Here is a 24,607-nt window from a genome sequence, read left to right as displayed (position 1 = left end):
TGACTGACGCCGACATCCCGGCCCGTCAGCTTTCCGTGCCGGTGCTCCGTCCGGCACGGCAGACCGCGCACACGCCGAACACCTCGGCGGTGTGGCCGGTGAGCTGGAAGTCGTTGCGGCGGGACTCCTCCAGTGCCCACTTCTCCACCGGTCCGCCCTCGATCTCGATCGTGTGACCGCACTCGGTGCAGACCAGGTGGTGGTGGTGCGCCTCGGTGTCGCAGTGCCGGTAGAGGGACTCTCCGGTCGCCATGTGCAGGACGTCGACCGCGTGGATGTCGGCGAGGGACTGCAGGGTCCGGTAGACCGTGGTCAACCCGACCTTGTGGTGACGCTCACCGAGTTCGCGGTGGATGGTCTTTGCGGACGCGAAGGTGTCCAGATCGCGGAGCACCTCGACCACCGCTGCGCGCTGGCGGGTGCTGCGTACACCCAGCTTCGGGATTGTCGAGTCCTGATTGGCGGACATGTGCGGGGTCCTTCCTGCAGGGTGTGTGATGGGTGGTCCCGCATTCAGGGGGTGGATGGGAACCCCCTGTCGCCGGAATGTGACGGCGCGGGACAGCCTGTTTTCCCCATGATACCGCGTCCGTGTCCTCCGGTATCCCGTACCTACCGACACACCACGGGGTGATCCGCAGGGGAAAACCCCGGGCCCAACCTGAGCGTCCGGCGCCGCGGGTTAGACTGGTCTGCGACCGGTGCGGGGGAAAACACCCCGTCATCGACGTCACCGAGCACCAACGAACCGTAAATCTTCCCTTTAGGAGTACTGAAGAACCGTGGCACAGAAAACCACCATCGAAACCGTCGTGAATCTCTGTAAGCGACGCGGACTGGTCTACCCCTGCGGCGAGATCTACGGCGGTACCCGCTCCGCGTGGGACTACGGCCCGCTCGGTGTCGAGCTGAAGGAGAACATCAAGAAGCAGTGGTGGCGGTCGATGGTCACCTCGCGCCCCGATGTCGTCGGCCTGGATTCCTCGGTCATCCTGCCCCGCCAGGTGTGGGTCTCCTCCGGCCACCTGGAGGTGTTCACCGACCCGCTCGTGGAGTCACTCCACACCCACAAGCGCTACCGTGCCGATCACCTGCTGGAGGCCTACGAGGAGAAGCACGGACACCCGCCGGCAAACGGCCTCGCCGACATCAATGACCCCGAGACCGGTCAGCCCGGCAACTGGACCGAACCCCGCGAATTCTCCGGCATGCTCAAGACGTTCCTCGGCCCCGTCGACGACGAGGAGGGGCTGCACTACCTGCGCCCGGAGACCGCACAGGGCATCTTCGTCAACTTCAAGAACGTCATGACCTCGGCACGGATGAAGCCGCCGTTCGGTATCGCGCAGATCGGCAAGTCCTTCCGCAACGAGATCACCCCGGGCAACTTCATCTTCCGGACCCGCGAGTTCGAGCAGATGGAGATGGAGTTCTTCGTCAAACCCGGCGAGGACGAGGAATGGCACCAGTACTGGATCGACCACCGGTTCAACTGGTACGTCGACCTCGGTATCGACCCGGAGAACCTGCGCCTCTACGAGCACCCGCAGGAGAAGCTCTCGCACTACTCCAAGCGCACCGTGGACGTGGAGTACGCGTTCCACTTCGCGAACGGCAAGTGGGGCGAGCTCGAGGGCGTCGCAAACCGCACCGACTTCGACCTGTCCACCCACGCGAAGGGCTCGGGCGAGGACCTCTCCTTCTTCGACCAGGAATCCGGAGAGCGCTGGACCCCCTACGTCATCGAGCCCGCAGCCGGTCTCGGCCGGTCCATGATGGCGTTCCTCGTCGACGCCTACCACGAGGATGAGGCCCCGAACTCCAAGGGCGGCGTGGACAAGCGCGTCGTGCTGAAGCTCGACCGTCGCCTCGCGCCGGTCAAGGTCGCGGTGCTGCCGTTGTCCAAGAAGGACACGCTCACCCCGACCGCGGAGAAGGTCGCCGAGACGCTCCGCCAGCACTGGAACATCGAGTACGACACCTCCGGCGCCATCGGACGTCGTTACCGGCGCCAGGACGAGATCGGCACCCCGTTCTGCGTCACGGTCGACTTCGACACCCTCGAGGACAACGCGGTCACCGTCCGTGAGCGTGACACGATGGAGCAGGAGCGGGTCGCCATCGACGAGCTGGAGAGCTACCTCGCCGCTCGCCTGATCGGCTGCTGAAACCTCCCTCAGGGGAAACCGGGCGCCCGGAGCCGGGGCCCGTTCACCGGAAGAAAGGCTGACACACCGCCATGGAGAACCTGACCTGGGGACCACGGGAAACGACTGACGGACACACGACGGTGTCCCTCGCGCTGGGGGACCGGGAGGTCGCCGTGTTCGGCACCGAACCCGCGGACGACCATTCCGCCACGGTACAGGGTGATGAGTGGCGGTTGTCGGCCCCCAAAACCGGACCGCTGCGCGCCACCCTCGCCGACGGCCGCGTGTTCACCGCCACGCCCGACAAGTCCCGACTGGCGCGCGCCAAAACAATCACGGTCGACTTCGCGGGCGAAGCGGAGGCCGTATTCGTCAACGAGGCCCGGACCGACTGGGTCATCGAGGCCACCGACGGAACGAAACTGGGCCAGTTCTCCGGTGCCAATCACGGAGTCCGGAAGGTCATCGTGGAGATGGAGCCTGATGCGGACCTACCGGTGGACCGCGCGGTGTTCAACGCGTGGGTGTCCCGGATGGCGCTCGAGGCGAAGATGATCAGCTCAACCGTGGTGCTGACCGTGAGCCTGCTGATCCTCACTCCGCTGATCATCTGGTTCTTCCTGAATTGATCGCCGGGGGACCGATGCCTGCCGGGGACGAGGACAAAGCGGGCCTGTTCGCCGACGAGTCGCCCGACCACTGGGTCTGGGAGGACGGGTACCTCAGGGACGGACACGGGGACGTCATCGCGATGATGTCCGCGGGCGTGATACACACCGCGGACGACCGCATACTGGTCGAGCGTTCCGCCCCCGGACTCCGGTTCCGCTGCCGTGCGACCCTGTCGGGCGGTGAGGTCTACACCGTGGCCCAGCAGGGGCTCACCGTCCGTCGGCTGACGGGCTACTGCGCGGGAACCCGGTACACGCTGCGCCGCCGTGCCCTGTTCCGCACCGACCGCGACATCGTCGGGCCGACCGGGCTGGTCGCCTCGACGCATCCGGACCTCCGGGGGCGGCTCGAGATAGTCGACGGGCCCAGGCACGCCGACCTACCGATGGTCCACGGCGTCGTGCTTTCGTGGGCGTGCGTCCTCGTGGACGCCGCGGAACGCAATCTCAGGGTCTAGATCCCGGTCTGACCCCACGGGCCGGTCGCCGGTGGGCTCAGAATTTGCCGCCGAAGGAACCGCCGAGGTTTCCGCCGCCACCGCCGCCGAACCCACCGCCGCCGAACCCACCGCCGAAGCCGCCACCGCGGCCACCGTTGCTGAGGATCGAGTTGAGCACCATACCCGCGACGAATGCGCCGTTCCCGCCACCACTGCGGCGATTCATGCGCCGCTCGTAGTCACGGATGTCCCGTTGTGCGGCGGCGAGTGCGGCATTCGACGCCGAGATGCACTGTCCCGCCGCCCGGGTCGCGGCCCGGAGATCCCCGTCGCGCTCGTTGAGTGCTGTGGCGTGCAGTCGCTTGGCGGCCGCGAGATGTGTCCGCGCGGTCCCACCGATCACCCTGCCGCGCGTGGAGATGAGATCCTCCGCCGCCTGGAGGGTCGTGGTGGCGGTGCCCATCGCCCGGTTGAACATTTCGCGGCGACGGCCGGCGTCGGCGGCCTCGGTGCGGAAGGAGTCGAGGTGTTCGTCGAGCTCGGCATCGAGGGCGAGCAGAGTCTCCCAGGTCCCCAGCGGATCGCTGTCGGACCGGGTCATCGCCTCAGGGGCCTCCCGCCCCGCGCGTGCGGCGATTTCCTCGAGCGCAGAGTGATCGACGCCGAGGTTGTCCCGCTCGGCGGCGGAGATGATCTGGCGGGCCTCGCCGAGTTCGGCCCTGATCTCCTCGGCGAGGGGGCCGAGATTGGCGCGGGCCGCGCGGATGTTCGACTCCCCGTGCTCCACGCCGTCGAGCAGCTTCTCCGCCTGCTGGAGAGCGGACTCGATGTGCCGGATGTCATCCACGAGACCGCCCTGCTGCCCGGCCGGTTTCGCGGCCAGGGCACGGGCCCGCTCCATGGTGGACTCGGCCTCGTTCAGGTGTGCCTCGGCCAGATCAGGGTTGTCGTCAAGCGCGGAAACCCACCCGGCGTCGAAACGGTCGTGCAGTTGGGTGAGGGATTCACGTGCCTGCGGAAGTCTGGTTCGGAGCGCGATGGTCTGTTGCGTGAGCTCGTCCAGTCGGCTGTCCGCGTTGATCAGCAGATTCCGCATTGAACTGAACTCACCGGCCCTCTCCTCGAGCGCCTGGTCAGCCTTCTTGCAGCTGGTGATGATGTCGATCAGCATTCCCCGGCGGGTCCCGGCGTCATCGGGCACCGCGTCATCGAGGCGCCGCTTCATCGTGAATGCCCGCTGCAGCGTCCCCGTCGAGTCGTTCATCGCCCGGGTGAACGGGCGTGTGCGTTCCGCACCGAATTCAGCCACCGCGAGATCGAGCTCCTCGCGTGCCCCCCGGATCGACTCGTCGGTGCTCACGAGTTCCTCCTGAGCCAGCTCCTCGAGGACGTCCAGGGGCATGTCCTCCAGCCGGTCAGACTGCTCGGGTGGCAGCTCACGGGCATCCGTGACCAGAGCTGCGCGCTTCTTCCGCGAGTTCTTCTTCGCGGAGCGCTTCACACCGACGAAGGTCGCCGCGGCGGCACCACCTCCACCGAGCAGGAACAACCACCCGGCGCCGGACATCCCGCCGCCGGAACCGGAGCCGGAGGCGGCGTCGACGAGGGCGAAGGCTGAGCCCGCGAAGTCGGAGTCCACCAGGTGGTCGTACGCCGCGTCGCGCATGCGCTCGGCCTCGGAGGATGAGAACTCCCTCCCGTAGCCCAGCCCGTAGTCCCGGGATTCCACCGCCACCGCGTACACGAGCACATTGGCCCCGTCATTCGCCCGGAACTCCCGTTCCGCCCATTCGGAGCCCTCGGTGCCGCCGAAGTCACGCTCGAAGACGATGTAGATCTTTTTCGCCGAGGACTTCTGGTAGTCCCGGATCTTCGCCTCCAGGTCCGCGATCTGTCCGGCGTCCAGGACGCCCGCGTTGTCGGTCACCGTTGCGGTGAGCACCCCGGGCTGCTGCGCGATGACGGACGTCTCCTGACCCGCCCACGCGACCGACGCTCCGGTACCGAGAACCGCCATCAGTCCGACGGCACCGGCGCCTGCCAGGCGCACGGTGAGCCGGCGGACGAGCGGTGACGGCGACGGGTGGATGGTGTGACGCGGACGGGGGGACGGTGCTGCGGAACTCATGGCCCAAGAGTACCGCGACGAGGGGACGGGCGGATGGCAGACTGGCGTGCATGAACCGTATGAGCACAGTCGGCATCGTCGCCGCAGCGGTGGCGATCTGGCCGCTGCGGGTGATCGTGCAGGCCCACCGTCCGGCACCGGATCCAGGTGCGGCCGAGACCCTGATCGTTCCCGGGACAGCGCAGTACGACGGTCGCCCCAGCGCCCAGTTCGCGGCCCGACTGGATCAGGCGGTGGAACTCTGGCGGGTCAACCCGTCCCTCCACATCATCACGGTCGGCGGGAATCTGCCGGGAGACCGGTACACGGAGGCCGGCGTCGGAGCCGCTCATCTCCGCCGCGCGGGAGTCGACCCGGGGGTGATCACCGCGGTGGCACAGGGCAACGACACCAGGGGCTCCCTCGCCGCCGTGGCGGCCGCATGCCCGGATCCGGGTCGTGTCATCATCGTCACCGATCCCAACCACTGTCTGCGGGCCTGCCTGATCGGCCGCGAGGTCGGGTTCCGGAATGTGTCCACGGTTGGGGCGGCAGGGACCCCCACCCGGTTCCCGGGGAAGCACTGGGTGTGGACCCTGCTCCACGAATCCGCCGGTCTGGCCGTGGCGGACCTGCGCCGCCTACCCGGATCCGCCGTGGTGGCCGATATGCTGGAGCGGAGACTGCGCGCCGTAGCGGGCCGAGTGAGACCGTCGAGAAGCACCCGGTACCGTCACCTCGACCGCGACAGGACCTGCGACGTAGAGAAACTGAAGTCCCCGTAGCCGAACCGATCAGGAGAAACCGACCAACCGTGGAGAGCCCCGCCCGATACCGCTACACCGCCGAAGACAGGGCGCGCTTCTGCGATGAGCACCCGAAGGGCAGTCAGATGGACGCGGCCTCGGTGGACAACCGAGGCGCATTCGCCCGCGACCGGGCACGCGTCCTCCACTCCGCGGCGCTGCGACGGTTGGCCGACAAGACCCAGGTCGTCGGGCCGCGGGACGGGGACACCCCCAGGACCCGGCTCACGCACTCCCTCGAGGTGGCCCAGATCGCCCGCGGCATCGCCTCCGGCATCGGGGTGGATCCGGATCTGGCGGATCTCGCCGGTCTCTGCCACGACATCGGGCACCCGCCCTACGGGCACAACGGTGAAGTGGCCCTCGATGAGCTGGCCGCCGACTGCGGGGGCTTCGAGGGCAACGCCCAGACCCTGCGGATCATCTCGCGCCTGGAGCCGAAGATCCTCGCACCGGACGGGTCCCCCCACGGTCTCAACCTGACACGAGCCTCCCTCGACGCCGCCTGCAAGTACCCGTGGACCCGGATCGCGCCCGACGGAACGCCGCGCCGCAAGTACGGCGCCTACGACGAGGAGGCGGAGCTGCTCGCCTGGATCCGCGAGGGGCACGACCCACTGGACACCAGGCCGTCCATCGAGGGACAGGTGATGGACTGGTCCGATGACGTCGCCTATTCGGTGCACGACGTCGAGGACGGGATCTGCTCGGGACGCATCAGTCTGCGGGTCCTGTGGGATCTCTTCGAGCTCGCGGAACTCGCGGAGAAGGGGGCCGAGGCCTTCGGCGGCAACCCGGAGGAGATGATCTCCGCGGCGGATTCCCTCCGCCAGCTTTCCGTCGTCGCGGCAGCGGCGGACTACGACGGTTCACTCTCGTCTCTCGTCGCGCTGAAGGCGCTGACCAGCGAACTGGTCGGACGGTATGTGGGGGCCACCGTCGGCGCGACACTCGAGGCCGCCGGCGATGAGCCGTTGGGCAGGATGCACGGACGGCTGGTTGTTCCACCGGCCGCCGCCGCGGAGGTTCAGATGCTCAAGACCATCGCGGTCCTCTACGTCATGGAGGAGAGCCGACACCAGCAGCGGCAGAACCGTCAGCGGGAGAGGATCGCCCGGGTCCACGACTACCTGACCTTCGGCGCCCCCGGCACTCTGGATCCGGTCTTCGCGGCCTGGTGGACGGACGCGGACAGCGATGCCGCACGTTCCCGGGTGGTCATCGACCAGATCGCCTCGATGACGGAGTCCCGTCTCGAACGCACCGCGAAACAGGCCAGCGGAGTGGCGGGGTACTACATCTGACGGTTTCGCCGGGCCCGGCGAGCGGGTGGTTGCGCGGATCCGTGAAGGCAGCCTAATCTGCGTACATGTGCGCACCTGTGCACACTTACGCAGATTTCCGGCCGGAGGGCCGGAGGGTCTCCCGCGACGACAGAAACGAGCCCGGAGTGTCCGCACCATCCGCCACCTCTCCACTGCTGAACGTCCTCCGGCACCGTACCTACCGGAGGCTATTCACCGCACAGGTCGTCGCCCTGGTGGGCACGGGTCTTCTCACGGTCGCACTCGGGCTCCTCGCCTTCGACATCGCGGGCGGTGACGCCGGACTCGTGCTCGGCACCGCGTTGACCATCAAGATCCTCGTCTACGTGGTCGGGGCCCCGACCGTCACGGCGGTCGCGGCGAAGCTGCCCGTCAAGCCCGTCCTCATCACCGCGGACCTCGTCCGCGCCTCCATCGCGGTCTGTCTGCCGTTCGTCCACTCCGAATGGCAGCTCTACGCCGCGATCTTCCTGCTGCAGGCCGCGTCGGCCACCTTCACCCCGACCTTCCAGTCGGTCATACCGCAGGTGCTCCCCGACGAGGACGAGTACACCAACGCCCTGTCCCTGTCCCGGATGGCGTACGACGTCGAACAGATCACCAGCCCCGCCGTCGCGGCGCTGTTTCTCGCGGTGATGAGCTACCACAACCTGTTCATCGGGACGATGCTCGGCTTCCTCGTCTCCGCGGCACTGGTGATCGGGACGCGGCTGCCGGCCCGCCCCGAACCGGAGTCGGAGCAGTCCGGGTTCCTGTCCCGGGTGTTCCGTGGAGTGAAGATCATGGCGGCGGAACCTGAGCTCCGGGGCGTGCTCTGGCTCAACCTCGCGGTGGCCGCACCGATGGCGACGGTCATGATCAACACCGTCGTGATCGTCCGCGGGGAGATGGGCAGGAACGACACCGCGCTCGCGATCACCCTAGCCGGATTCGGCCTCGGGTCGATGCTGACCGCGCTGGCCCTTCCCCGCATCCTCGCCCTGGTCCCGGACCGTGCCGTGATGACGGCTGGTGCCCTCGCGGGAGCCGCGGCGCTCGCGGGACTCATCCTGCTGCTGACCGTCGGCGACCAGCTCGACGGTGCCGGCGCCTGGTTCACGGTCATCGCCCTGTGGCTCGTCCTCGGTTCCGCGACGTCGGCGCTGCAGACCCCCATGTCCCGGGTGCTGCGGCGGAACGTCGGCCCCGAGAGCTACGGCTACATATTCGCGGCCCAGTTCTCGCTGTCCCACGCCTGCTATCTGGCGACGTACCCGGCGGCGGGATTTCTCGGGGTCTGGTTCGGGCTGCCCGCGGCCACAGGGGTGCTTCTCGCCATGACCCTACTGGGGGTCGGTGCGGGGTTCAGGGCATTCAGCTCCCGACAGCCGGTAGCGTGAGGGACCATGAGGATGAAACCGCGCGATCCCGCAGCCTCCCTGGTGCACGATCCACCGGTGTCGGCCGAGCTGCTGGACACCGGCGCCGCCACCCTGAAACTCCTGGCCGAACCGACGCGTCTCCACCTCCTGTGGCTGCTCAGTGACGCCGAGTACTCGGTCGGCGATCTGGTGGCGGCCACGGGAATCTCCCGGACGGCGGTGTCACAGCACCTGGCCAAGCTTCGGTCGGGAAACCTGGTGCAGACCAGGAAGGACGGGCGCCGTGTGATCTACCGGCTGGACGACGGGCACCTGGTCCGGCTCGTGACCGAGGCTGTCAATCACGCCGATCACGTCATCAGCGGAGAGCCCCGGCACTCCTAGATGTGGTCGCCGGTACCGGGGGAGCGGTGCAGCTGCAGATCGACCCCGGTGTCGAGGAACACCCGGCACAGCAGGATCCGTCGTTCCCGGGGCCAGTGTGTGAGATCGGGGCTCACCACCTTCCGTAGTCCGGTCTGTTCACCGAGGAAGTCCGCGAGGGCATCGAGATTCTTCGGGACGGGCCCTTCGGGGGCTGCGTCGGTGGCATGGAACAGGGCGGCGAACCACGTGGTCTCGTTGGCGGCGGCGGCCGCTCCGAGAGTCACCGTAGGTGCGGTCATCGGTTCTCCTCGGCGTCCGGGATCAGGCAGAAACTGTCGTAATGGTCGTCCGTGTAGTACCAGACGTCCGGGTCCCGGTCGGTGCCGCCGCCGGTGATGATGCGGCGCTCACCACGGTGCCTGAGGCCCGGCGTCTCCACCGTGTACTCGCGGTAGTAGCTGTTGTTCTCCCGGGGTAGTCGGCGCTCGTAGTTGCCGAAGTGCTTTCCGTCGTGCTCCGGATGGTCGAACGGGCCACCGGCGAGGATGTCCGCCACGACCAGTTCGGCCTGCTCTGGGAGGGTGTCCAGCGGGCAGGTCCGCTCCCGCGTCGCGGAGGGAGACCGAGCGGCCGACTCCGTGGGGGACCGGGGTGCCGTCGACGATTGGGCGGATTCCCGCGGCGGGGTGGAAGGTGCCGTGGAGTCCCCGGCCAGATCGACGCCGAACCACGCCGCACCGAGCACGAGAGCAGCTCCGGCGACGGTACCCAGCAGTCGGCGATTGTCCATTGCCCCATGATCGCATGGACAGCTGCCGTCCCGGGGACCCGGGTCCACGTCGCCACGGTGGTGACTCTTCCGGTCCGCAGCTCCGGCACTACAGTGGTGGGCATGGCTAAGGGACGCATTCCGGAGAGTGACATCGCGGCGATCCGTGAGCGCACCCCGATCGAGGAGATCGTCGGGGAGTACGTCCAGCTCAAGCCAGCAGGCAGTGACTCCATGAAGGGCCTTTCCCCCTTCAAGGACGAAAAGACCCCGTCGTTCCACGTCCGGCCCAACCGGGGCTACTTCCACTGTTTCTCCACCGGCGAGGGCGGGGACGTATTCAGTTTTCTGATGAAGATGGAGCAGATCCCCTTCCCGGAGGCCGTGGAGATCTGCGCCGAGAAGATCGGCTACCACATCAACTACGAGGGGGGCGGTCCCGGGCGCCGTGAGGAACCCGGGACCAGACAGCGGCTCGTCGCAGTGAACAAGGCCGCCCACGCCTTCTACCGGGAACAGCTCGAGACCCCGGAGGCCGCGACCGCCCGCGCGTTCCTCACCGACCGGGGTTTCTCCGCCGAGCACGCCCGGAGCTTCGGCTGCGGTTACGCGCCCGGTGGATGGGACACGACGACGAAGCACCTGCTGCGGAAGGGCTTCGACGTCAAGGAGCTGACTGCGGCGGGTGTGACGACGATGGGCAAACGCGGCCCCATCGACCGGTTCCACCGCCGACTGCTCTGGCCCATCCGCAACCTCGCGGGCGACGTCATCGGGTTCGGGGCGCGCAAGCTCTTCGACGACGACCAGATGGGCAAGTACATGAACACGCCCGACACCCTCCTGTATCACAAGTCGAAGGTGCTGTTCGGGCTCGATCACGCGAAGAAGGCCATCGCCTCCGGACACCAGGCCGTCGTCGTCGAGGGGTACACCGATGTCATGGCCATGCACGCCGCCGGGGTGACGACGGCCGTCGCTGCCTGCGGCACCGCGTTCGGTGAGGAGCACCTGCAGATACTGCGCCGCCTCATGCTGGACGACAACTACTTCCGCGGCGAGTTGATCTACACCTTCGACGGGGACGAGGCCGGACAGAAGGCCGCCATGCGCGCCTTCGAGGGGGACCAGCAGTTCACCGGTCAGTCCTACGTCTCGGTGGCGCCCGACGGCATGGACCCGTGCGATCTCCGCCTCGAGCGCGGCGATGCCGCGGTCCGGGATCTCGTCGCCCGGCGGGTACCCATGTTCGAGTTCGTCGTCCGGACGATGATCGCCGACTACCCGCTCGATTCCGCGGACGGGCGCCTGCAGGCGCTCCGGCGGGGAGTGCCCGTCGTGGCGGGGATCAGGGACGAGACGCTCCGCAACGAGTACGCCCGCCAACTCGCCGGGTGGGTCGGCTGGGCCGATCCGACCGAGGTGCTCGAGCAGGTCCGCGCGGAGGCCAGGCGACCGAAGAAGAAGCAGGAGCCGCGGCGCGCCCGACGGTTCGACGGCGCGGAGACACCACTCGCCGGCGCTCCGACGAAACCGGCGTTCGAGCTGCCGGATCAGCGCACGCCCCGGCTCTGGCCGGAACGGGAGAGCCTCAAACTCGCCCTGCAGTACCCGGAGTACGCGGGGGAGTACTTCGACGGTCTGCCGGTGGACGCGTTCACGCATCCCACCTACCAGGCGATCCGGCACGCCATCAGTGAGGCCGGCGGTTGCGGCAACGCCCACGACGGAGTCGACTGGCTGTCGAGGGTCGCCGGGGAGATGGACGATCTGGTCGGGCAGCATCTGGTCTCCGGTCTGGCGGTGGAGCCCATCCACTGTGAGGACGAGGACCTGGGCCGGTACGCCGACAGCGTGCTGTCCAGGCTGCAGGAGGTCCGCGTCGGCAACCAGATCGCGCAGCTCAAGGGGCAGCTGCAGCGGATGCGCCCCTCGGATGACGAGCTGGCGTACAACTCGATGTTCGCCGATCTCGTCGCGCTCGAGCAGGCGCGCCGGGAGCTGCTGGACCGGGCATTCAGGACCGGCTGAACCCGGTACCGGCCGTCATCCCGTCAGCGGGGTGACAGTTCGATGGTCTTGACCCCGTAGAGGACACCGCCGCGGAGCATCCGGAAAACCCCGGACGCGATCTTCATGCCGACACCGATCGGGCTGCACGTGTCGTCGTCCCCGACCGCACGCCAGCCCGGTGCCAGCGCCGCCAGATGGCGGGAGTCCTCGATACCGAAGGAGTAGACGGCACCGGTGCGTCTGGTGATCTGGGACCTGGTCGGACGCCGGATGATGCTCGCGTGGTGGGAGTCGCAGACGAACCGCGCCGGGGCGGACATGTGCCGCCCGATGTCGGTGAGGATCTGTGTGACCTCGTCGCGTGTCAGGTACATGAGCAACCCTTCCGCGACGAACACGGTGGGTACCGCGGCGTCGACACCGTCGATCCACCCGGGTTCGGTGACGGAGGCGTCGATGAGCTGCGTGTCGTCCTCCGGGATCAGCCTGGACCGGAGTTCCAGGACCTTCGTCCTGTCGATCCCGAACCAGGAAGCGTCGAGGTCCGCGAGCCGGGAGGCGCGGTTGCACAGTCCGACGCCGAGCGTGACCACCTGGATCTTCGTTGCCTCGTGGTCGGCGGCGAACTGCCTGACGCGGGCGTCCATGGCCATCGACCGCCACGCGGTTCCCGCGACGTTCGATTTACCGGTCAGTACGAGGTCGTTGGGGTCGGATCCGGCGGCGCGCCCGAGCTCCACCAGCCTCTCCCACACGTCCCGGGCCTGTGCATCGCGCCACCCGGGTATGCGGTAGCGTTCACCCGCCGTGGCGCGCGAGTACACCGTGGTCGCCAGCGTGGCGCCGACGTTGTCCCCGTAGAGGTCAGCTGTCGAGGTCATTTTCGTCCGCCTCTCACCTGGTGCCGACGGCCCCGGTGCGGGCCCGCCACAGGAGAAAGCCACCGTGGCCGCATCCTGCAACAGCGAGAATACGCCGTTTTGCAGTAGCGGGGAACGGTGGCTCGAACCGGTTTTCGGGTGGGCGAAACCGTGGTCAGTCCTCGTCGGGTTCGAGGATCGTCTGGCCGGATTCCGTGGTGCCCCTGCGGAGGTCCTTGACCTCCTTCATCCGGGGTTCCGGATCGAGTTTGTTGGCGACGGCCTTCCGGGTGGCGGTGACAGCGGCGCGGGCCACCGGAGACTCCACAGCCATGGTGTACCCCTTCTTGAGCTGGTGGTACCGCTTGCGGCCGGCCTTCGTGCCGAAGACGTAACCTGCGGCCGCACCGACGACGAACTGGATCATGTGAGGGGGATGCTCCTTGATAGGGGGCTTGGGATCGTTGTCCTCACTCTACCGAAGGTGCCGGCCACGGGCAGTGGTCCGCAGTCCATGGCGGGGTACGTCGGTGGTCCACGTACCGTAGCCGGTGGGGGAAAGGGAAATGTTGTTAGTCTGGGGTCGGTTCCGTGCCCCGGGGACCGGTGGAGCGTCGGGGCGGTGCACGGCACACGAACCTCCACCGCTACCCCGAGGAGGACATGTGGCACCGTCCCGCACCATCTGGTTCGACGCCGAGCAGCTGCGCGCGGCCGTCGACATGGGCGCCGTCGTCGACCGGGTCCGTGAGGCCCTGATCGGCCTGCACGAGGGGGAGTTCGAGATCCCGTTGCGCTTCGCTCCGGGGGACGGGAACTTCCTCGTCATGCCGGTCCGGCACATCGCGAGTGAGACGCTCGCCGTCAAGTCACTGTCCGCCAATTTCACGGGCCGACAGCCGGCGCTCTCCGGGACGCTCACGTGGGAGGAATGGCACACCGAACGGCACGTCGGAGCGGACGCCGCGGAGGCCACCGCCATGCGGACCGGGGCGGTCAGCGGCGTGGCCGCGGATCTCCTCGCGGCTCCCGACGCCCGTGACCTCACGGTGATCGGCGCCGGGGGACAGGCCCCCGATCAGATCCGTGCGGTCCTCGCGGTCCGACCCATCAGCTCGGTCACGGTCGCCGCCCTGACCCGGGAATCGGCGGAGGAGTGTATCGCACGGGTTGACGGGGAATTCCCGGATGTCCGGTTCATCGCCTCCGCCGATCCGCGCGCCGCCGTCGCCGGTGCGGACATCGTCTGCTGCGTCACACCGTCGACCGAGAGGCTGTTCACCCTCGGGGACCTCAAGCCCGGAGCGCACGTCAATCTCATCGGGTCCTACCGTCCGGAGATGCGGGAGATGTCGGGAGCGGACATCGCCCGCACAGCGCTGTTCGTCGATGATGTCGAAGCCGTGACCGCCGAAGCGGGGGAGATCATCGAGGCGGTGGAGGCCGGAGAGTTGGAACCGGGCGATCTGCGCACCCTCGGCTCGGCTCTCGCCGCGGGGGACGAGGCCCACGATCCGGGGCGGATCTCCGTATTCAAATCCGTGGGCGTCGCGGTCCAGGACTGGGCACTCATGTGTGCGCTCGTCGACACGGTGGACACCGGCGGATCCGACTGACACACGGACAGCGGACAGAAGAAAGGCCGGGCGGTGGGAACCGTCCGGCCTATTCTGTGGGCTCCCCCAACTGGACTCGAACCAGTAACCCTTCGATTAACAGTCGAATGCTCTGCCAATTGAGCTATGGGGGAATATCTTGACTGTGTCCGGGGAGTGCCCCGGGCAACGGAAAGTTACTATATCGGCGCCTGTCTGGGATGGCAAGTTGCCTTTTCAGAGACCCTTTCCGACGACCGGTTCGGGATTGGCGGCACCGGTGTGTCCGAAGCACGTCGCCACGGCTATACTGTCTACCGATCGACGGTCATAGACCGCCGGTTCGGGGTTGTAGCTCAGTCGGTTAGAGCCGCGGACTCATAATCCGCTGGTCCCGGGTTCGAGCCCCGGCGACCCCACCATGATGCCCCGCCGCACGATCGGCGGGGCATCATGCATTCTCCGGGAGCACCGGGATTGCCGATGTCGCGTGGATGCGTGTTTCCCGGGGTGTCCTTCGTCCGTGGCGGGCGGGGGTGCACGGCTCTCGGGGGTGAATGACTTACCGCCCCGGTGGGTGGGGTGACATGTGGGGTGGATTCGTGGTCGGATAGGGCACATGCTCACTGTCGACCCCTCCATCCTGGGGATCTACCGCAGTCTCGACCTGATCGGCGTCCTGCTGAACGGGGCCATCGGCGGGACGATAGCCCGGCAACGTAACTTCGACATCATCGGGTTCTCCGTGCTCGCTCTCCTCTCCGCGCTCGGGGGCGGCATGGTCCGGGACACCCTCCTCCAGCAGGGGCCGCCGGCGGCGATCGCCGAGCCGATGTACATGGGTGTCGCCGTCGCCGGCGGTGTGCTGGCCATGGTCATCCACCTCAAGGGTCGTGCGTGGGAGCTGTTCCGGGTGCACGGGGACGCGGTGATTCTCGGGGTGTGGGCGGTCACCGGATCGACGAAGGCACTCAGCTACGGGCTCCCGGCGGCCTCCGCCGTATTCATGGGCGTTCTGACTGCGGTCGGCGGGGGGATGATCCGCGATGTGGCGTGCGGGGACATTCCGTCGATATTCGGGGGGAACACGCTCTACGCCACCCCGGCGATCACCGCGGCGACGACGATGGTCCTATTCAACTGGGCCGGCTACGACGGTGTGGGCATGATCGCGGCGACGGTCTGCGGGGCGGGTTTCGCGATTCTCGCCTACTGGCGCGGCTGGGTGCTGCCCGCGAATCCGGAGTGGGCACCGGTGAATATGACGGCTGCGCAGCTGGTGAAGGCGCTGAAGCGTGCCGAGCGCCGGGGTGAGCGCGACGGTATCGCGGAAGGGCGTCGTGAGGGGCACGCGGAAGGCGTCGCAGAGGAGCGCAGGCGATGGCGCGCCTCGGGTGCCGAGGATCCCGACCTGTCGGACTGACATTCCATCGAAATGGGCCGTGAGCTGTATTTACCCGCTCTTCTAAAAATAGACAGAGTGGTATGTATTGACCGAACAGAACGGTTCAGAGTAGGGTCTTCGGCATGAGCCTCCGCCAGTCCGCGAACATTACCCCCGGAACCGTGACCGACCCGGTCACGGGCTGCTGTCCGGGCATGTGGATGTCGCGCCACTGTCGCTGACCCACCTCGGGGAGAGTGACGGGTGAGCCGTCACCGCGACCGGCCCCACCGTCCCGCGCCGGTACACCGTGAAGCCAGAGAACTAGAGAACTCAGGTCACCCGCCGGCGTGTCAGGGAAACCCCGCCCCCTCGAATCAACGCACTCATCTTCAGCTAAGGACTATTTGACGTGTCTACTTCAATCTCCGGTTCCCGGACCCGCTCCGACGAGGCCCGGGACCCCGACGCCGCCACCAAGCCCGAGAAGCGGTCCAATCCGCTGACGAGCTTCGGCGCCCAGATCATCTACGGTCTGATCATCGGACTCATTCTCGGCCTCGTGTCCCGTTCCATGGGCGACGGGAACTGGCTCGCAGCAACGCTCACCACCGTCGGTTCGGCTTATGTCGGACTGCTCAAGGTGCTCATTCCGCCACTGGTCATCACCGCGGTGGTGACCTCGATCGCCAACCTCCGACAGGTCACCGACGCGGCCCGCCTCGCCTGGCAGACTCTGCTGTGGTTCGCCGTCACCGCCCTCGCCGCCGTCCTAGTCGGAATCGGGGTCGGGCTCCTGATCCACCCGGGACGGGGTGCCAGCATCGACGTGGCCTCAGCGGCAGATCTCGGGTTCGTGGGAAGCTGGTCCGCATTCATCCAGTCCCTGGTTCCGAGCAACATCCTCGGCCTCGATGTCCGTCTCTACGGCTCCGGAGAGGCTCTGGAGGCCAGCCCCAACTTCAACGTGCTGCAGCTGCTGCTCATCTCGATCGCCTTCGGTATCGCCGCGGTCAAGGTCGGCAAGGGCGCGGAGCCGGTGATCGGCTTCGCCCGCTCGCTGCTCGCCATCGTCCAGAAGGTCCTCTGGTGGATCATCCGCCTCGCCCCGATCGGCACCGCCGCACTCATCGGCAAGGCCGTCGCCGTCTACGGCTGGGAGGCCATCGGTTCCCTCGGTAGCTTCGTGCTCGCGATCTACATCGGCCTGGCCATCGTCATCGGCGTCATCTACCCGGTCGTGCTGAAGGCCAACGGACTGTCCATCGCGCAGTTCTACCGTAAGGTCTGGCCCGCGACCTCGCTGGGCTTCGCCACCCGTTCCTCGATGGGCACCATGCCGGTCACGGAGCGCACCGCCGTCGGAGCGCTCGGTGTTCCCCGCGCCTACGGCTCCTTCGCGGTCCCGCTCGGAGCCACGACGAAGATGGACGGCTGCGCCTCGATCTACCCCGCCATCGCGGCGATCTTCGTCGCCGAGTTCTACGGCATCGACCTCCAGCTGACCGACTACCTCCTCATCGTCTTCGTCTCGGTCATCGGCTCCGCCGCCACGGCCGGAACCACCGGAGCGATCGTGATGCTCACCCTGACGCTCTCCACTCTCGGCCTTCCGCTCGAGGGCGTCGGGCTGCTCCTCGCCGTCGATCCGATCCTCGACATGGGTCGCACCGCGGTGAACGTCACCGGCCAGGCACTCGTTCCGACCGTCGTGTCGAAGCGTGAGGGCATCCTCGACGAGGAGCTGTTCGCCTCGGACCGTACGGCGGCCAGCGCCGAGCGCTGACCGGTGGTCCCTGTCCCGGCGGCAACCGGGGGAGAAGCGGCCGATCCGACGGACACGTGATGTCCGTCGGATCGGCCGTTCGCCGTGGGCGCCGGCCCGCCCCGGGGCCCCTCCGGGGCAACGGTCTGCCTGGCTCCGCACCGGGACGGGGTACGGCCCGGCACCCGATAGAATCCCGGGCATGGACCTCAACGCTCTCGATTCCCTCGACTCCTGGCCCGTCGACAATGCCGCTGCCGCGGTCGTGTCTGGCGGAGAGCTGATGACCGTTGGAGACACCGGGCGGTGCTACCAGCTGGCCAGCGTCACCAAGCTGCTGTCGGCGTGGGGTTTCCTTCTCGCGGTGGAGGAGGGCGTGTTTGACCTCGATTCCGGGGTCGGTCCCCACGGGGCGACGGTCCGGCAGCTCCTTTCCCATGCGGGTGGTGTGGGATTCGCCTCCCGGGAGCCGGAGCGGGACCCGGGGACGAGGCGCATCTACTCCTCCGCCGGTTTCGAGATCCTCGCCGATGTCGTGGCGGGAGAGGCGGAGATGGAGTTCTCCGAGTATCTCCGGGAGGGTGTCTTCGAACCCCTTGGGATGAACCACACGAGATTGACCGGATCCGCCGGACACGGCGCGGAATCAACCGTCCGTGACCTGACGGTCTTCGCCCGGGAGGTGCTCAGCCCGTCCCTCCTGCACCCGCGGACTGTCGACGCCGCGATGCAGGTGCAGTTCCCGGATCTCGACGGGGTGGTTCCGGGTTTCGGTATGCAGAAACCCTGTCCGTGGGGGCTCGGATTCGAGATCCGCGGGCGGAAGGACCCGCACTGGACCGGTGCGGGGATTCCCGCGGACACCGTGGGCCACTTCGGGCAGTCGGGCACGTATCTCTGGGTGCACCGCCCCACGGAACGGGCGATGGTGGTACTGACGGACAGGAACTTCGACGAATGGGCGAAGCCGCTCTGGTCGGACATGAACGACGCGGTCTGGGATGAGCTGTCCGCGTCCTGATCCTCAAGTTGAGATTAAGAAAATGGGGGGATCAAGTTGTTGTCGAGGGTTGCCGGTGTGGTCTGTGTTGCCTGACACTTGGGTCAGGATAGCCCGCCGTTACCTTTCTGTTATCGCCCGGTGTCACCTGATCGATGATCACGGTGTCCGTGGATAGAGACGGGGCGGGGGGAGCGCAGACCGAGGCCGTTGGGGAAGACGACCCTCGTCTTGCACCGTCCACCGTGGGCACACGACTGATGGGGACATCGCGTGATCGCCCCACGCTGGCACGGTGTTCACCGTGCTGCCCATTGCGAGGACATCCGTGACACAGCGATCAACATGTTCCACCGCGCCTGCGCTGCGGGAACACTCCGGCCACGGACAGCCGGACCGTGCCGCCGCCGCGCGCGCGAACACCACCCACGCGCGCCTGATCATCACCGGACTACCGGTGGCACTCCGCCCGGTGGTGGAGTCCGCCATGGCCGTGTGCCTGCCGACTCCGGGCCTCCAGGCCCCGCCCGGTACCGATCCGCTGACCGCGGACTGGTGCACCGGCTGGAGCCGGTCGTGCGCCGTTCCGCGCGGAGTCGACTGCAACCAGCCCCTCAGCGGGGCACGGAACGAACTGCTCCGGCTGGCCAGGCTCCTGGACGGTCTGGGCGACACCCACGACTTCGACGTCGAACTGACCGTGTTCGACGGCACTCCAGCGGATGACCGGTGGACGGCGGAGTGGGTCTGAGTCCCGCGGTGAGATACCGGAACGGGACATTCCGCTACTGACCGGAGGTGTCCCCGGTGGCGAGCTCGTCGACCAGCGCCACGATGTCGGCGACCGTGCCGAAACGGTCCATGTCGGTGTCGACGATACGGATGCCGAAGGCATCCTCGAGGCGCACGGCGATCTCCACCAGAGACAGTGAATCGATGGCCAGATCCGAGATCCGGGAGTCGCCCGAGATCTCCTCCGGCTCGAGTCCCGAGGCGGTGCCGATGACGTCCACGACGGTTGTCAGTGTGCCGGTACCCGGTTCGGCGGCGTGGGTGATGGGTTCGGTGAGCGACATCTCGGGCGGTGTCCTTCGCGGTAGATCGGACGGTTCGGGGGAGGTGGTGCCACTGTCCAGGCTACCGGCACGTGACCGTGTCATACCAACGGGCGCCGAGACGGTATTGTGTGATCGATCGAAAGCGTCAACCCCTCAATCAGGAAGGCCACCATGGTCCTGGATCCCGGCCGCGCAGTGAACGCCCTGCGCCGCATCTCCCACCGGATCACCCCGTGGGGGCGCTCCGGTCTGCGCACCGTCCGTGCAGGCATCCAGACGGAGGGGATCCGCCCCGGACTCACCGACATCGACCGTCGCGGGACCGTGACCAACGACGGGATCGACCTCCACTACTACGAGGTCGGCCCGGAACACGCGGACACCACCGTCGTCTTCGTGCACGGGTTCACACTGACCGCGGAAGCCTGGTTCTTCCAGGTGGATCACCTGCGCCACAGTCACCCCGACATCCGGTCCGTGCTGCTCGATCTCCGCGGGCACGGCGCCACCGGAATGGTCGCACCCGAACGGTGCACGATCGACGGCGCGGCGGACGACGTCCTCGCCGTGATCGCCGCGCGGGTCCCCACCGGTCGGATCATCCTCGTCGGACACTCCATGGGGGGAATGATCCTGATGAGCCTCGTGCGCCGCTGCGGCGACACCCTACGCGACCGGATCTCCGCCGTGATCACGGTCTCCACCGCGATGGAACCGATGGCCTCCGGGGGGATCGCCCAGATCATCGACAATCCTGTCGCGGACCGGGTCCACGGGGTGATCTCCCGGAACCCCGAGGAATCCGACCGGATCCGGAGGGAACTGATGGAGATGCTCGCGCCGGTGCTGGCGGTGACGATCTTCCAGCGTAACGGCACCGACTACGACGTCATCGAGTTCCACGCCGACCAGATCCACGAGACCCCGGCCGAGACGTACATCGGCTTCTTCCCGGAACTGCAGAGCCACCAGGAACTCGCCGCCGTCGCCTACCTGAGCGAGATCCCCGGCTACGTCGTCGTCGGGGACAAGGACAACGTCACGCCGGTAGAGCAGGCGGAGCGCACCGTCGAACTGTGGCCGCGGGCGAAACTGCGGGTCATCCCCGACGCGGGGCACATGGTGGTGCTGGAGGCCCCGGACGCGGTCAACGCGATCATCGACGAGGCGATTCTCGCCACCCGCCCGGCGGTTCCGCACGCGAACTGACGGTCATCGGCGAACGCTGAATCAGAGGCCCGTGACCGAAGTCCACCCCGGAGTCGTGGTCACCACGTTGAGATCACCGCAGAAACTGAACCCCCCGATCTCGATCTCGGGGCCGGTGGGCCTGGCCGCAGCTGCGGTGCGGAAATTCCCGAGGACCGTCGTCGCGGTCACCGTCACAGACACCACCTCCGGGATGATCAGGGTGCAGTCCCCGAGCAGGCTCATCAACGTGATCCGACAGCGGTCCGATGCCATCGTGGCTTCCCGTAGATCGAGTGTGACATCACCGATGAGCGAATGGATGCGCAGCTCCCGGGGCAGGCGCCAGACGCCCCGGCTGGAGATGTCCCCGAGCACCACGTTCATGGTTCTCCGGTCGGGGTCCGGGACAGCGGCGCGGTTCGGGACCGGGGCCGGAACCCGTTGCACCGTCTCACGGAATTCGTCGGGGGTCTCAGCCGCCCAGACCGACGCGGACAACTCACTGAACGTACCGAGATCGAGCTGACCCCGTCCCACGGCCCTGATCAGTTCCGCCTCGGTCTCCTCGCGCAACCGGCGGTGCGGGATCCCGACCGGCTCCCCGGTTGCTCCTGGCCCGCCAGATGTTGAGTCCATGGTCCCGATACTAGCGGGAAGCTCCCCGTGTCGATCCTGCAGGCAGGTCGGGGGACGTACCGTAGGTCGACGGAAGAAACGGGCTGTGTGCCCCGGAAACCAGGTTTCCGGGGCACACAGCCCGTCAGTGAGAAGCGTCGACGATCCGGTCAGACCACCGTCGGATCCGTGATCTCGAACTTCTTCGCGGCGTTGTCCGCCACGGAGACGTCGATCTTCCCTTCACGGGCGAGACCGGCGAGAACCGCCACGACGACGGACTCGGCGTCCGTGTTGAAGAAACGGCGGGCGGCCGGACGCGTGTCGGAGAAACCGAAGCCGTCGGTACCGAGGGTGGTGTAGTCACCGGGCACCCACTTGCGGATCTGTTCCGGCAGCGTGGTGGCGAAGTCGGAGACCGCGACGAACGGGCCGGAGACGTCGGCGAGCTTGCGCTGGACGTACGGGTCCTCGACCTCCTCCGCCGGGTGGCGGAGCTGCTCGAGATCGCGTGCCTGACCGTCCCGGGCGAGCTCGTTCCACGAGGTGACGGAGAAGATGTTGGCCCGGACGCCGTACTCCTCGGCCAGTATCCCCTTCGCCTTGAGCGCCGCCTGCATCCCGATGCCGGAGGCGAGGATGGAGGCCTCGTGGCCCTCGCCCTCACCTGCTGGATCGTAGAGGTAGATGCCCTTGTGCAGGCCCTCCACATCGAGGTTCTCCGGCTCCTTCGGCTGCGGGGTCGGCTCGTTGTAGATGGTGAGATAGTAGATCACGTTTTCGCCGCGGCCCGGGCCGTACATGCGGTCGATGCCCTCCCGGATGAGGTGCGCGAGCTCGAACGCGAACGCCGGGTCGTAGGTGACGACGGCGGGGTTGGTCGAGGCCAGGATCGGCGAGTGGCCGTCCATGTGCTGCAGGCCCTCACCGGTCAGCGTGGTACGACCCGCGGTCGCACCGAGGAGGAAGCCACGCGCCATCTGGTCCGCCGCGGCCCAGATGGAGTCACCGGTGCGCTGGAACCCGAACATCGAGTAGAAGATGTAGAGCGGGATCATCGGCTCGCCGTGGGTGGCGTAGGAGGTGCCGGCGGCCATGAATTCGCCCATGGAACCGGCCTCGTTGATGCCCTCGTGCATGATCTGCCCGTCGACGGCCTCCCGGTAGGAGAGCATGAGGTCATGGTCGACCGGGGTGTAGTTCTGGCCGTGCGGGTTGTAGATCTTCAGGGTCGGGAACCAGGAGTCCATGCCGAAGGTGCGTGCCTCGTCCGGGATGATCGGGACGAACCGGCGGCGCAGTTCCTTGTCACGCATGAGTTCCTTGAAGGTGCGCACGAGCGCCATGGTGGTGGCGACCTCCTGCTTGCCGGAACCCTTGCGCAGGGACTTCAGGGCATCCATGTCCGGGACCTCGAGCGGCTTGTAGGTGGAACGGCGCTCGGGCACGAAACCGCCGAGCTCGCGCCGGCGCTCCAGCATGTACTGGATCTCCTCGGAATCCTCGCCGGGGTGGTAGTACGGCGGCAGGTAGGGGTCCTTCTCGAGCTCCTCGTCGGAGATCGGGATCTGCTGCTTGTCGCGGAACAGCTTCAGGTCGTCGAGGGTGAGTTTCTTCATCTGGTGGGTCGCGTTGCGGCCCTCGAAGTTGTGGCCCAGTCCGTAGCCCTTGATGGTGTGCGCCAGGATGACCGTCGGGCGGTCCTTGGTCTCCATCGCGCGCTGGTAGGCGGCGTAGATCTTGCGGTAGTCGTGGCCGCCGCGCTTGAGCTTCCAGATCTCTTCGTCGGTCATGTCCTCGACGAGCTTCTTCGTCTCCGGCGTCCGGTTGAAGAACTCCTCGCGGACGAACTTTCCGTCGTTCGCGCGGAACGTCTGGAAGTCACCGTCGGGGGTGGTGTTCATCAGGTGGACGAGTTCGCCGGTCTTGTCGCGCTCGAACAGTTCATCCCACTCTCGTCCCCAGACGACCTTGATGACGGACCAGCCGGCACCCCGGAAGAACGACTCGAGCTCCTGGATGATCTTGGTGTTGCCGCGGACGGGTCCGTCGAGACGCTGCAGGTTGCAGTTGATCACGAAGGTCAGGTTGTCCAGGTTGTTCAGTGCGGCGAGCTGGATCAGGCCACGGGACTCCGGCTCGTCCATCTCACCGTCACCGAGGAACGCCCACACGTGCTGCTGGGAGGTGTCCTTGATACCGCGGTTGTGCAGGTAGCGGTTGAACCGTGCCTGGTAGATGGCGTCCATCGGACCGAGGCCCATGGACACGGTCGGGAACTCCCAGAAATCGGGCATACCGTGTGGGTGCGGGTAGCTGGGCATACCGCCCTGGGGGCGGGAGACCTCCTGGCGGAAACCGTCCATGTCGTCCTCGCTGAGCCGGCCCTCGAGGAACGCGCGAGCGTACATGCCGGGGGAGGCGTGGCCCTGGAAGAAGACCTGGTCGCCGCCGCCGGGGTGGTCCTTGCCTCGGAAGAAGTAGTTGAAGCCGACCTCGTACAGCGGGGCCGAGGAGGCGTAGGTGGAGATGTGGCCGCCCACACCGATGCCCGGCCGCTGGGCGCGGTGCACCATGATCGCCGCGTTCCAGCGTATCCACTTGCGGTAGCGGCGCTCGATGCCCTCGTCGCCGGGGAACTCGGGTTCCATCTCCGTCGGGATGGTGTTGACGTAGTCCGTCGACGTGAGCGGCGGTAGGGGAACGCGCTTGGCCGTGGCACGTTCGAGGAGTCGGAGCATGAGGAATCGTGCCCGATCGGGGGTGGCTTCAGCGAGGAGGCCGTCCAGCGACTCCATCCATTCACGGGTCTCCTCGGGGTCCGAGTCGTTCAGATACGACGCGACACCGTCCCGGATCAGCGCGAAGTTGCTGTCATCGGGTGGGGTGGCAGTGGTGTCCTGGTTCTGGGACATACCGAATCCTCCTGTGGATCAATCATCTGGTGCCTATGTTCGGGCTGCCGGCCCGGGAGCCCCTGTTCGGGGGTTTCCTCCGGAAGGTGTGCCCGTTCCCACGATCAGTGGGAAACGCACGTGTGCCCACAAGGATACGGGTATGACGGCGGTATGGGTGCCCCGGGCGATGCCTCACGGAACGCACCCGCCGCGAGCACTGCTTTTAGCCGACAT

At 67.3% G+C, this 24,607-nt stretch carries 23 protein-coding genes and 2 tRNA genes; 15 read left to right on the top strand and 10 right to left on the bottom strand.

The window, feature by feature from the left end:
- Window positions 1-25: 25 nt before the first annotated feature.
- The gene (locus JDV75_RS06450) at window positions 26-469 is read right to left on the bottom strand and encodes a Fur family transcriptional regulator (protein ID WP_198738384.1); all 444 of its coding nucleotides are present in this window, start codon (window positions 467-469) and stop codon (window positions 26-28) included.
- A 313-nt stretch (window positions 470-782) separates the two neighbouring features.
- Between JDV75_RS06450 and JDV75_RS06445 the strand changes: the two genes are divergently transcribed.
- From JDV75_RS06445 to JDV75_RS06435, 3 genes are all read left to right on the top strand, one after another.
- Window positions 783-2,168 (top strand): glycine--tRNA ligase, encoded by a 1,386-nt coding sequence (locus tag JDV75_RS06445; RefSeq protein ID WP_198738383.1) that lies wholly within the window; start codon window positions 783-785, stop codon window positions 2,166-2,168.
- Window positions 2,169-2,239: 71 nt separating this feature from the next.
- Complete coding sequence (locus tag JDV75_RS06440) at window positions 2,240-2,779, top strand: hypothetical protein (protein ID WP_198738382.1); 540 nt, start codon at window positions 2,240-2,242, stop codon at window positions 2,777-2,779.
- A gap of 14 nt (window positions 2,780-2,793) precedes the next feature.
- Entirely contained in the window at window positions 2,794-3,279 is a 486-nt protein-coding gene (locus JDV75_RS06435) for a hypothetical protein (protein ID WP_198738381.1), read from the top strand.
- A 37-nt stretch (window positions 3,280-3,316) separates the two neighbouring features.
- Here JDV75_RS06435 and JDV75_RS06430 read toward each other — a convergent pair whose 3' ends face one another.
- Complete coding sequence (locus tag JDV75_RS06430; RefSeq protein WP_198738380.1) at window positions 3,317-5,389, bottom strand: TPM domain-containing protein; 2,073 nt, start codon at window positions 5,387-5,389, stop codon at window positions 3,317-3,319.
- 50 nt (window positions 5,390-5,439) lie between these two features.
- Between JDV75_RS06430 and JDV75_RS11940 the strand changes: the two genes are divergently transcribed.
- From JDV75_RS11940 to JDV75_RS06415, 4 genes are all read left to right on the top strand, one after another.
- Window positions 5,440-6,153, top strand: coding sequence for a YdcF family protein (locus JDV75_RS11940; protein WP_232958189.1), 714 nt, complete (start codon window positions 5,440-5,442; stop codon window positions 6,151-6,153).
- A gap of 29 nt (window positions 6,154-6,182) precedes the next feature.
- Window positions 6,183-7,478: a deoxyguanosinetriphosphate triphosphohydrolase gene (locus JDV75_RS06425; protein ID WP_248095387.1), complete on the top strand. Its 1,296-nt coding sequence runs from the start codon at window positions 6,183-6,185 to the stop codon at window positions 7,476-7,478.
- 146 nt (window positions 7,479-7,624) lie between these two features.
- A complete protein-coding gene (locus JDV75_RS06420) occupies window positions 7,625-8,878 on the top strand; it encodes an MFS transporter (RefSeq protein WP_198738378.1) in 1,254 nt (417 codons plus the stop codon).
- Window positions 8,879-8,884: 6 nt separating this feature from the next.
- Entirely contained in the window at window positions 8,885-9,244 is a 360-nt protein-coding gene (locus JDV75_RS06415; RefSeq protein WP_232958187.1) for an ArsR/SmtB family transcription factor, read from the top strand.
- On the opposite strand, the gene JDV75_RS06410 is transcribed toward JDV75_RS06415, so the two are convergent.
- Both JDV75_RS06410 and JDV75_RS06405 read right to left on the bottom strand, forming a co-directional pair.
- Window positions 9,241-9,525 carry a hypothetical protein gene (locus tag JDV75_RS06410; protein WP_198738377.1) on the bottom strand — a complete coding sequence of 95 codons (285 nt, stop codon included), beginning with the start codon at window positions 9,523-9,525 and terminating at the stop codon, window positions 9,241-9,243. The two genes, JDV75_RS06415 and JDV75_RS06410, sit on opposite strands and share 4 nt — an antisense overlap.
- A complete protein-coding gene (locus JDV75_RS06405; RefSeq protein ID WP_198738376.1) occupies window positions 9,522-10,016 on the bottom strand; it encodes a guanyl-specific ribonuclease in 495 nt (164 codons plus the stop codon). Before JDV75_RS06405 ends, JDV75_RS06410 begins: the two co-directional genes overlap by 4 nt.
- 102 nt (window positions 10,017-10,118) lie before the next feature.
- Here JDV75_RS06405 and dnaG point away from each other — a divergent pair, with 102 nt between their 5' ends.
- On the top strand, window positions 10,119-12,026 hold the full coding sequence (gene dnaG / locus JDV75_RS06400; protein WP_198738375.1) for a DNA primase: 1,908 nt from the start codon (window positions 10,119-10,121) through the stop codon (window positions 12,024-12,026).
- Between the two features lie 23 nt (window positions 12,027-12,049).
- Here dnaG and JDV75_RS06395 read toward each other — a convergent pair whose 3' ends face one another.
- Both JDV75_RS06395 and JDV75_RS06390 read right to left on the bottom strand, forming a co-directional pair.
- The gene (locus JDV75_RS06395; protein ID WP_198738374.1) at window positions 12,050-12,889 is read right to left on the bottom strand and encodes a class I SAM-dependent methyltransferase; all 840 of its coding nucleotides are present in this window, start codon (window positions 12,887-12,889) and stop codon (window positions 12,050-12,052) included.
- Between the two features lie 154 nt (window positions 12,890-13,043).
- Window positions 13,044-13,295, bottom strand: coding sequence for a hypothetical protein (locus tag JDV75_RS06390; RefSeq protein ID WP_198738373.1), 252 nt, complete (start codon window positions 13,293-13,295; stop codon window positions 13,044-13,046).
- 238 nt (window positions 13,296-13,533) lie between these two features.
- On the opposite strand from JDV75_RS06390, the gene JDV75_RS06385 reads away from it, so the two are divergent.
- Window positions 13,534-14,484, top strand: a complete 951-nt coding sequence (locus tag JDV75_RS06385; RefSeq protein ID WP_198738372.1) for an ornithine cyclodeaminase family protein — start codon at window positions 13,534-13,536, stop codon at window positions 14,482-14,484.
- A gap of 61 nt (window positions 14,485-14,545) precedes the next feature.
- Here the strand turns inward: JDV75_RS06385 and JDV75_RS06380 are convergent.
- Window positions 14,546-14,618, bottom strand: a tRNA-Asn gene (locus tag JDV75_RS06380).
- A gap of 190 nt (window positions 14,619-14,808) precedes the next feature.
- Between JDV75_RS06380 and JDV75_RS06375 the strand changes: the two genes are divergently transcribed.
- The 5 genes from JDV75_RS06375 (at window position 14,809) to JDV75_RS06355 (ending at window position 19,363) form a co-directional block, all read left to right on the top strand.
- Window positions 14,809-14,885 (top strand) — tRNA-Ile (locus tag JDV75_RS06375).
- 197 nt (window positions 14,886-15,082) lie between these two features.
- The gene (locus tag JDV75_RS06370) at window positions 15,083-15,886 is read left to right on the top strand and encodes a trimeric intracellular cation channel family protein (protein ID WP_198738371.1); all 804 of its coding nucleotides are present in this window, start codon (window positions 15,083-15,085) and stop codon (window positions 15,884-15,886) included.
- A gap of 463 nt (window positions 15,887-16,349) precedes the next feature.
- Window positions 16,350-17,633, top strand: a complete 1,284-nt coding sequence (locus JDV75_RS06365) for a dicarboxylate/amino acid:cation symporter (RefSeq protein WP_232958292.1) — start codon at window positions 16,350-16,352, stop codon at window positions 17,631-17,633.
- A gap of 181 nt (window positions 17,634-17,814) precedes the next feature.
- On the top strand, window positions 17,815-18,633 hold the full coding sequence (locus JDV75_RS06360; protein WP_198738369.1) for a serine hydrolase domain-containing protein: 819 nt from the start codon (window positions 17,815-17,817) through the stop codon (window positions 18,631-18,633).
- Window positions 18,634-18,940: 307 nt separating this feature from the next.
- Entirely contained in the window at window positions 18,941-19,363 is a 423-nt protein-coding gene (locus tag JDV75_RS06355) for a hypothetical protein (protein ID WP_198738368.1), read from the top strand.
- Window positions 19,364-19,397: 34 nt separating this feature from the next.
- Here JDV75_RS06355 and JDV75_RS06350 read toward each other — a convergent pair whose 3' ends face one another.
- Window positions 19,398-19,688, bottom strand: coding sequence for an acyl carrier protein (locus JDV75_RS06350; protein ID WP_198738367.1), 291 nt, complete (start codon window positions 19,686-19,688; stop codon window positions 19,398-19,400).
- A 153-nt stretch (window positions 19,689-19,841) separates the two neighbouring features.
- On the opposite strand from JDV75_RS06350, the gene JDV75_RS06345 reads away from it, so the two are divergent.
- A complete protein-coding gene (locus JDV75_RS06345) occupies window positions 19,842-20,879 on the top strand; it encodes an alpha/beta fold hydrolase (protein WP_198738366.1) in 1,038 nt (345 codons plus the stop codon).
- Window positions 20,880-20,900: 21 nt separating this feature from the next.
- On the opposite strand, the gene JDV75_RS06340 is transcribed toward JDV75_RS06345, so the two are convergent.
- Complete coding sequence (locus JDV75_RS06340) at window positions 20,901-21,497, bottom strand: LiaF domain-containing protein (protein ID WP_198738365.1); 597 nt, start codon at window positions 21,495-21,497, stop codon at window positions 20,901-20,903.
- Between the two features lie 149 nt (window positions 21,498-21,646).
- A complete protein-coding gene (gene aceE / locus JDV75_RS06335) occupies window positions 21,647-24,391 on the bottom strand; it encodes a pyruvate dehydrogenase (acetyl-transferring), homodimeric type (RefSeq protein WP_198738364.1) in 2,745 nt (914 codons plus the stop codon).
- Window positions 24,392-24,607: the final 216 nt, after the last annotated feature.

The sequence above is a fragment of the Corynebacterium meridianum genome, from assembly GCF_016342265.1.
Classification (GTDB): Bacteria; Actinomycetota; Actinomycetes; order Mycobacteriales; family Mycobacteriaceae; genus Corynebacterium; species Corynebacterium meridianum.
The sequence above is the reverse complement of the archived record's forward strand: the minus strand, read 5'-3'. Positions and strand labels throughout refer to the sequence as shown.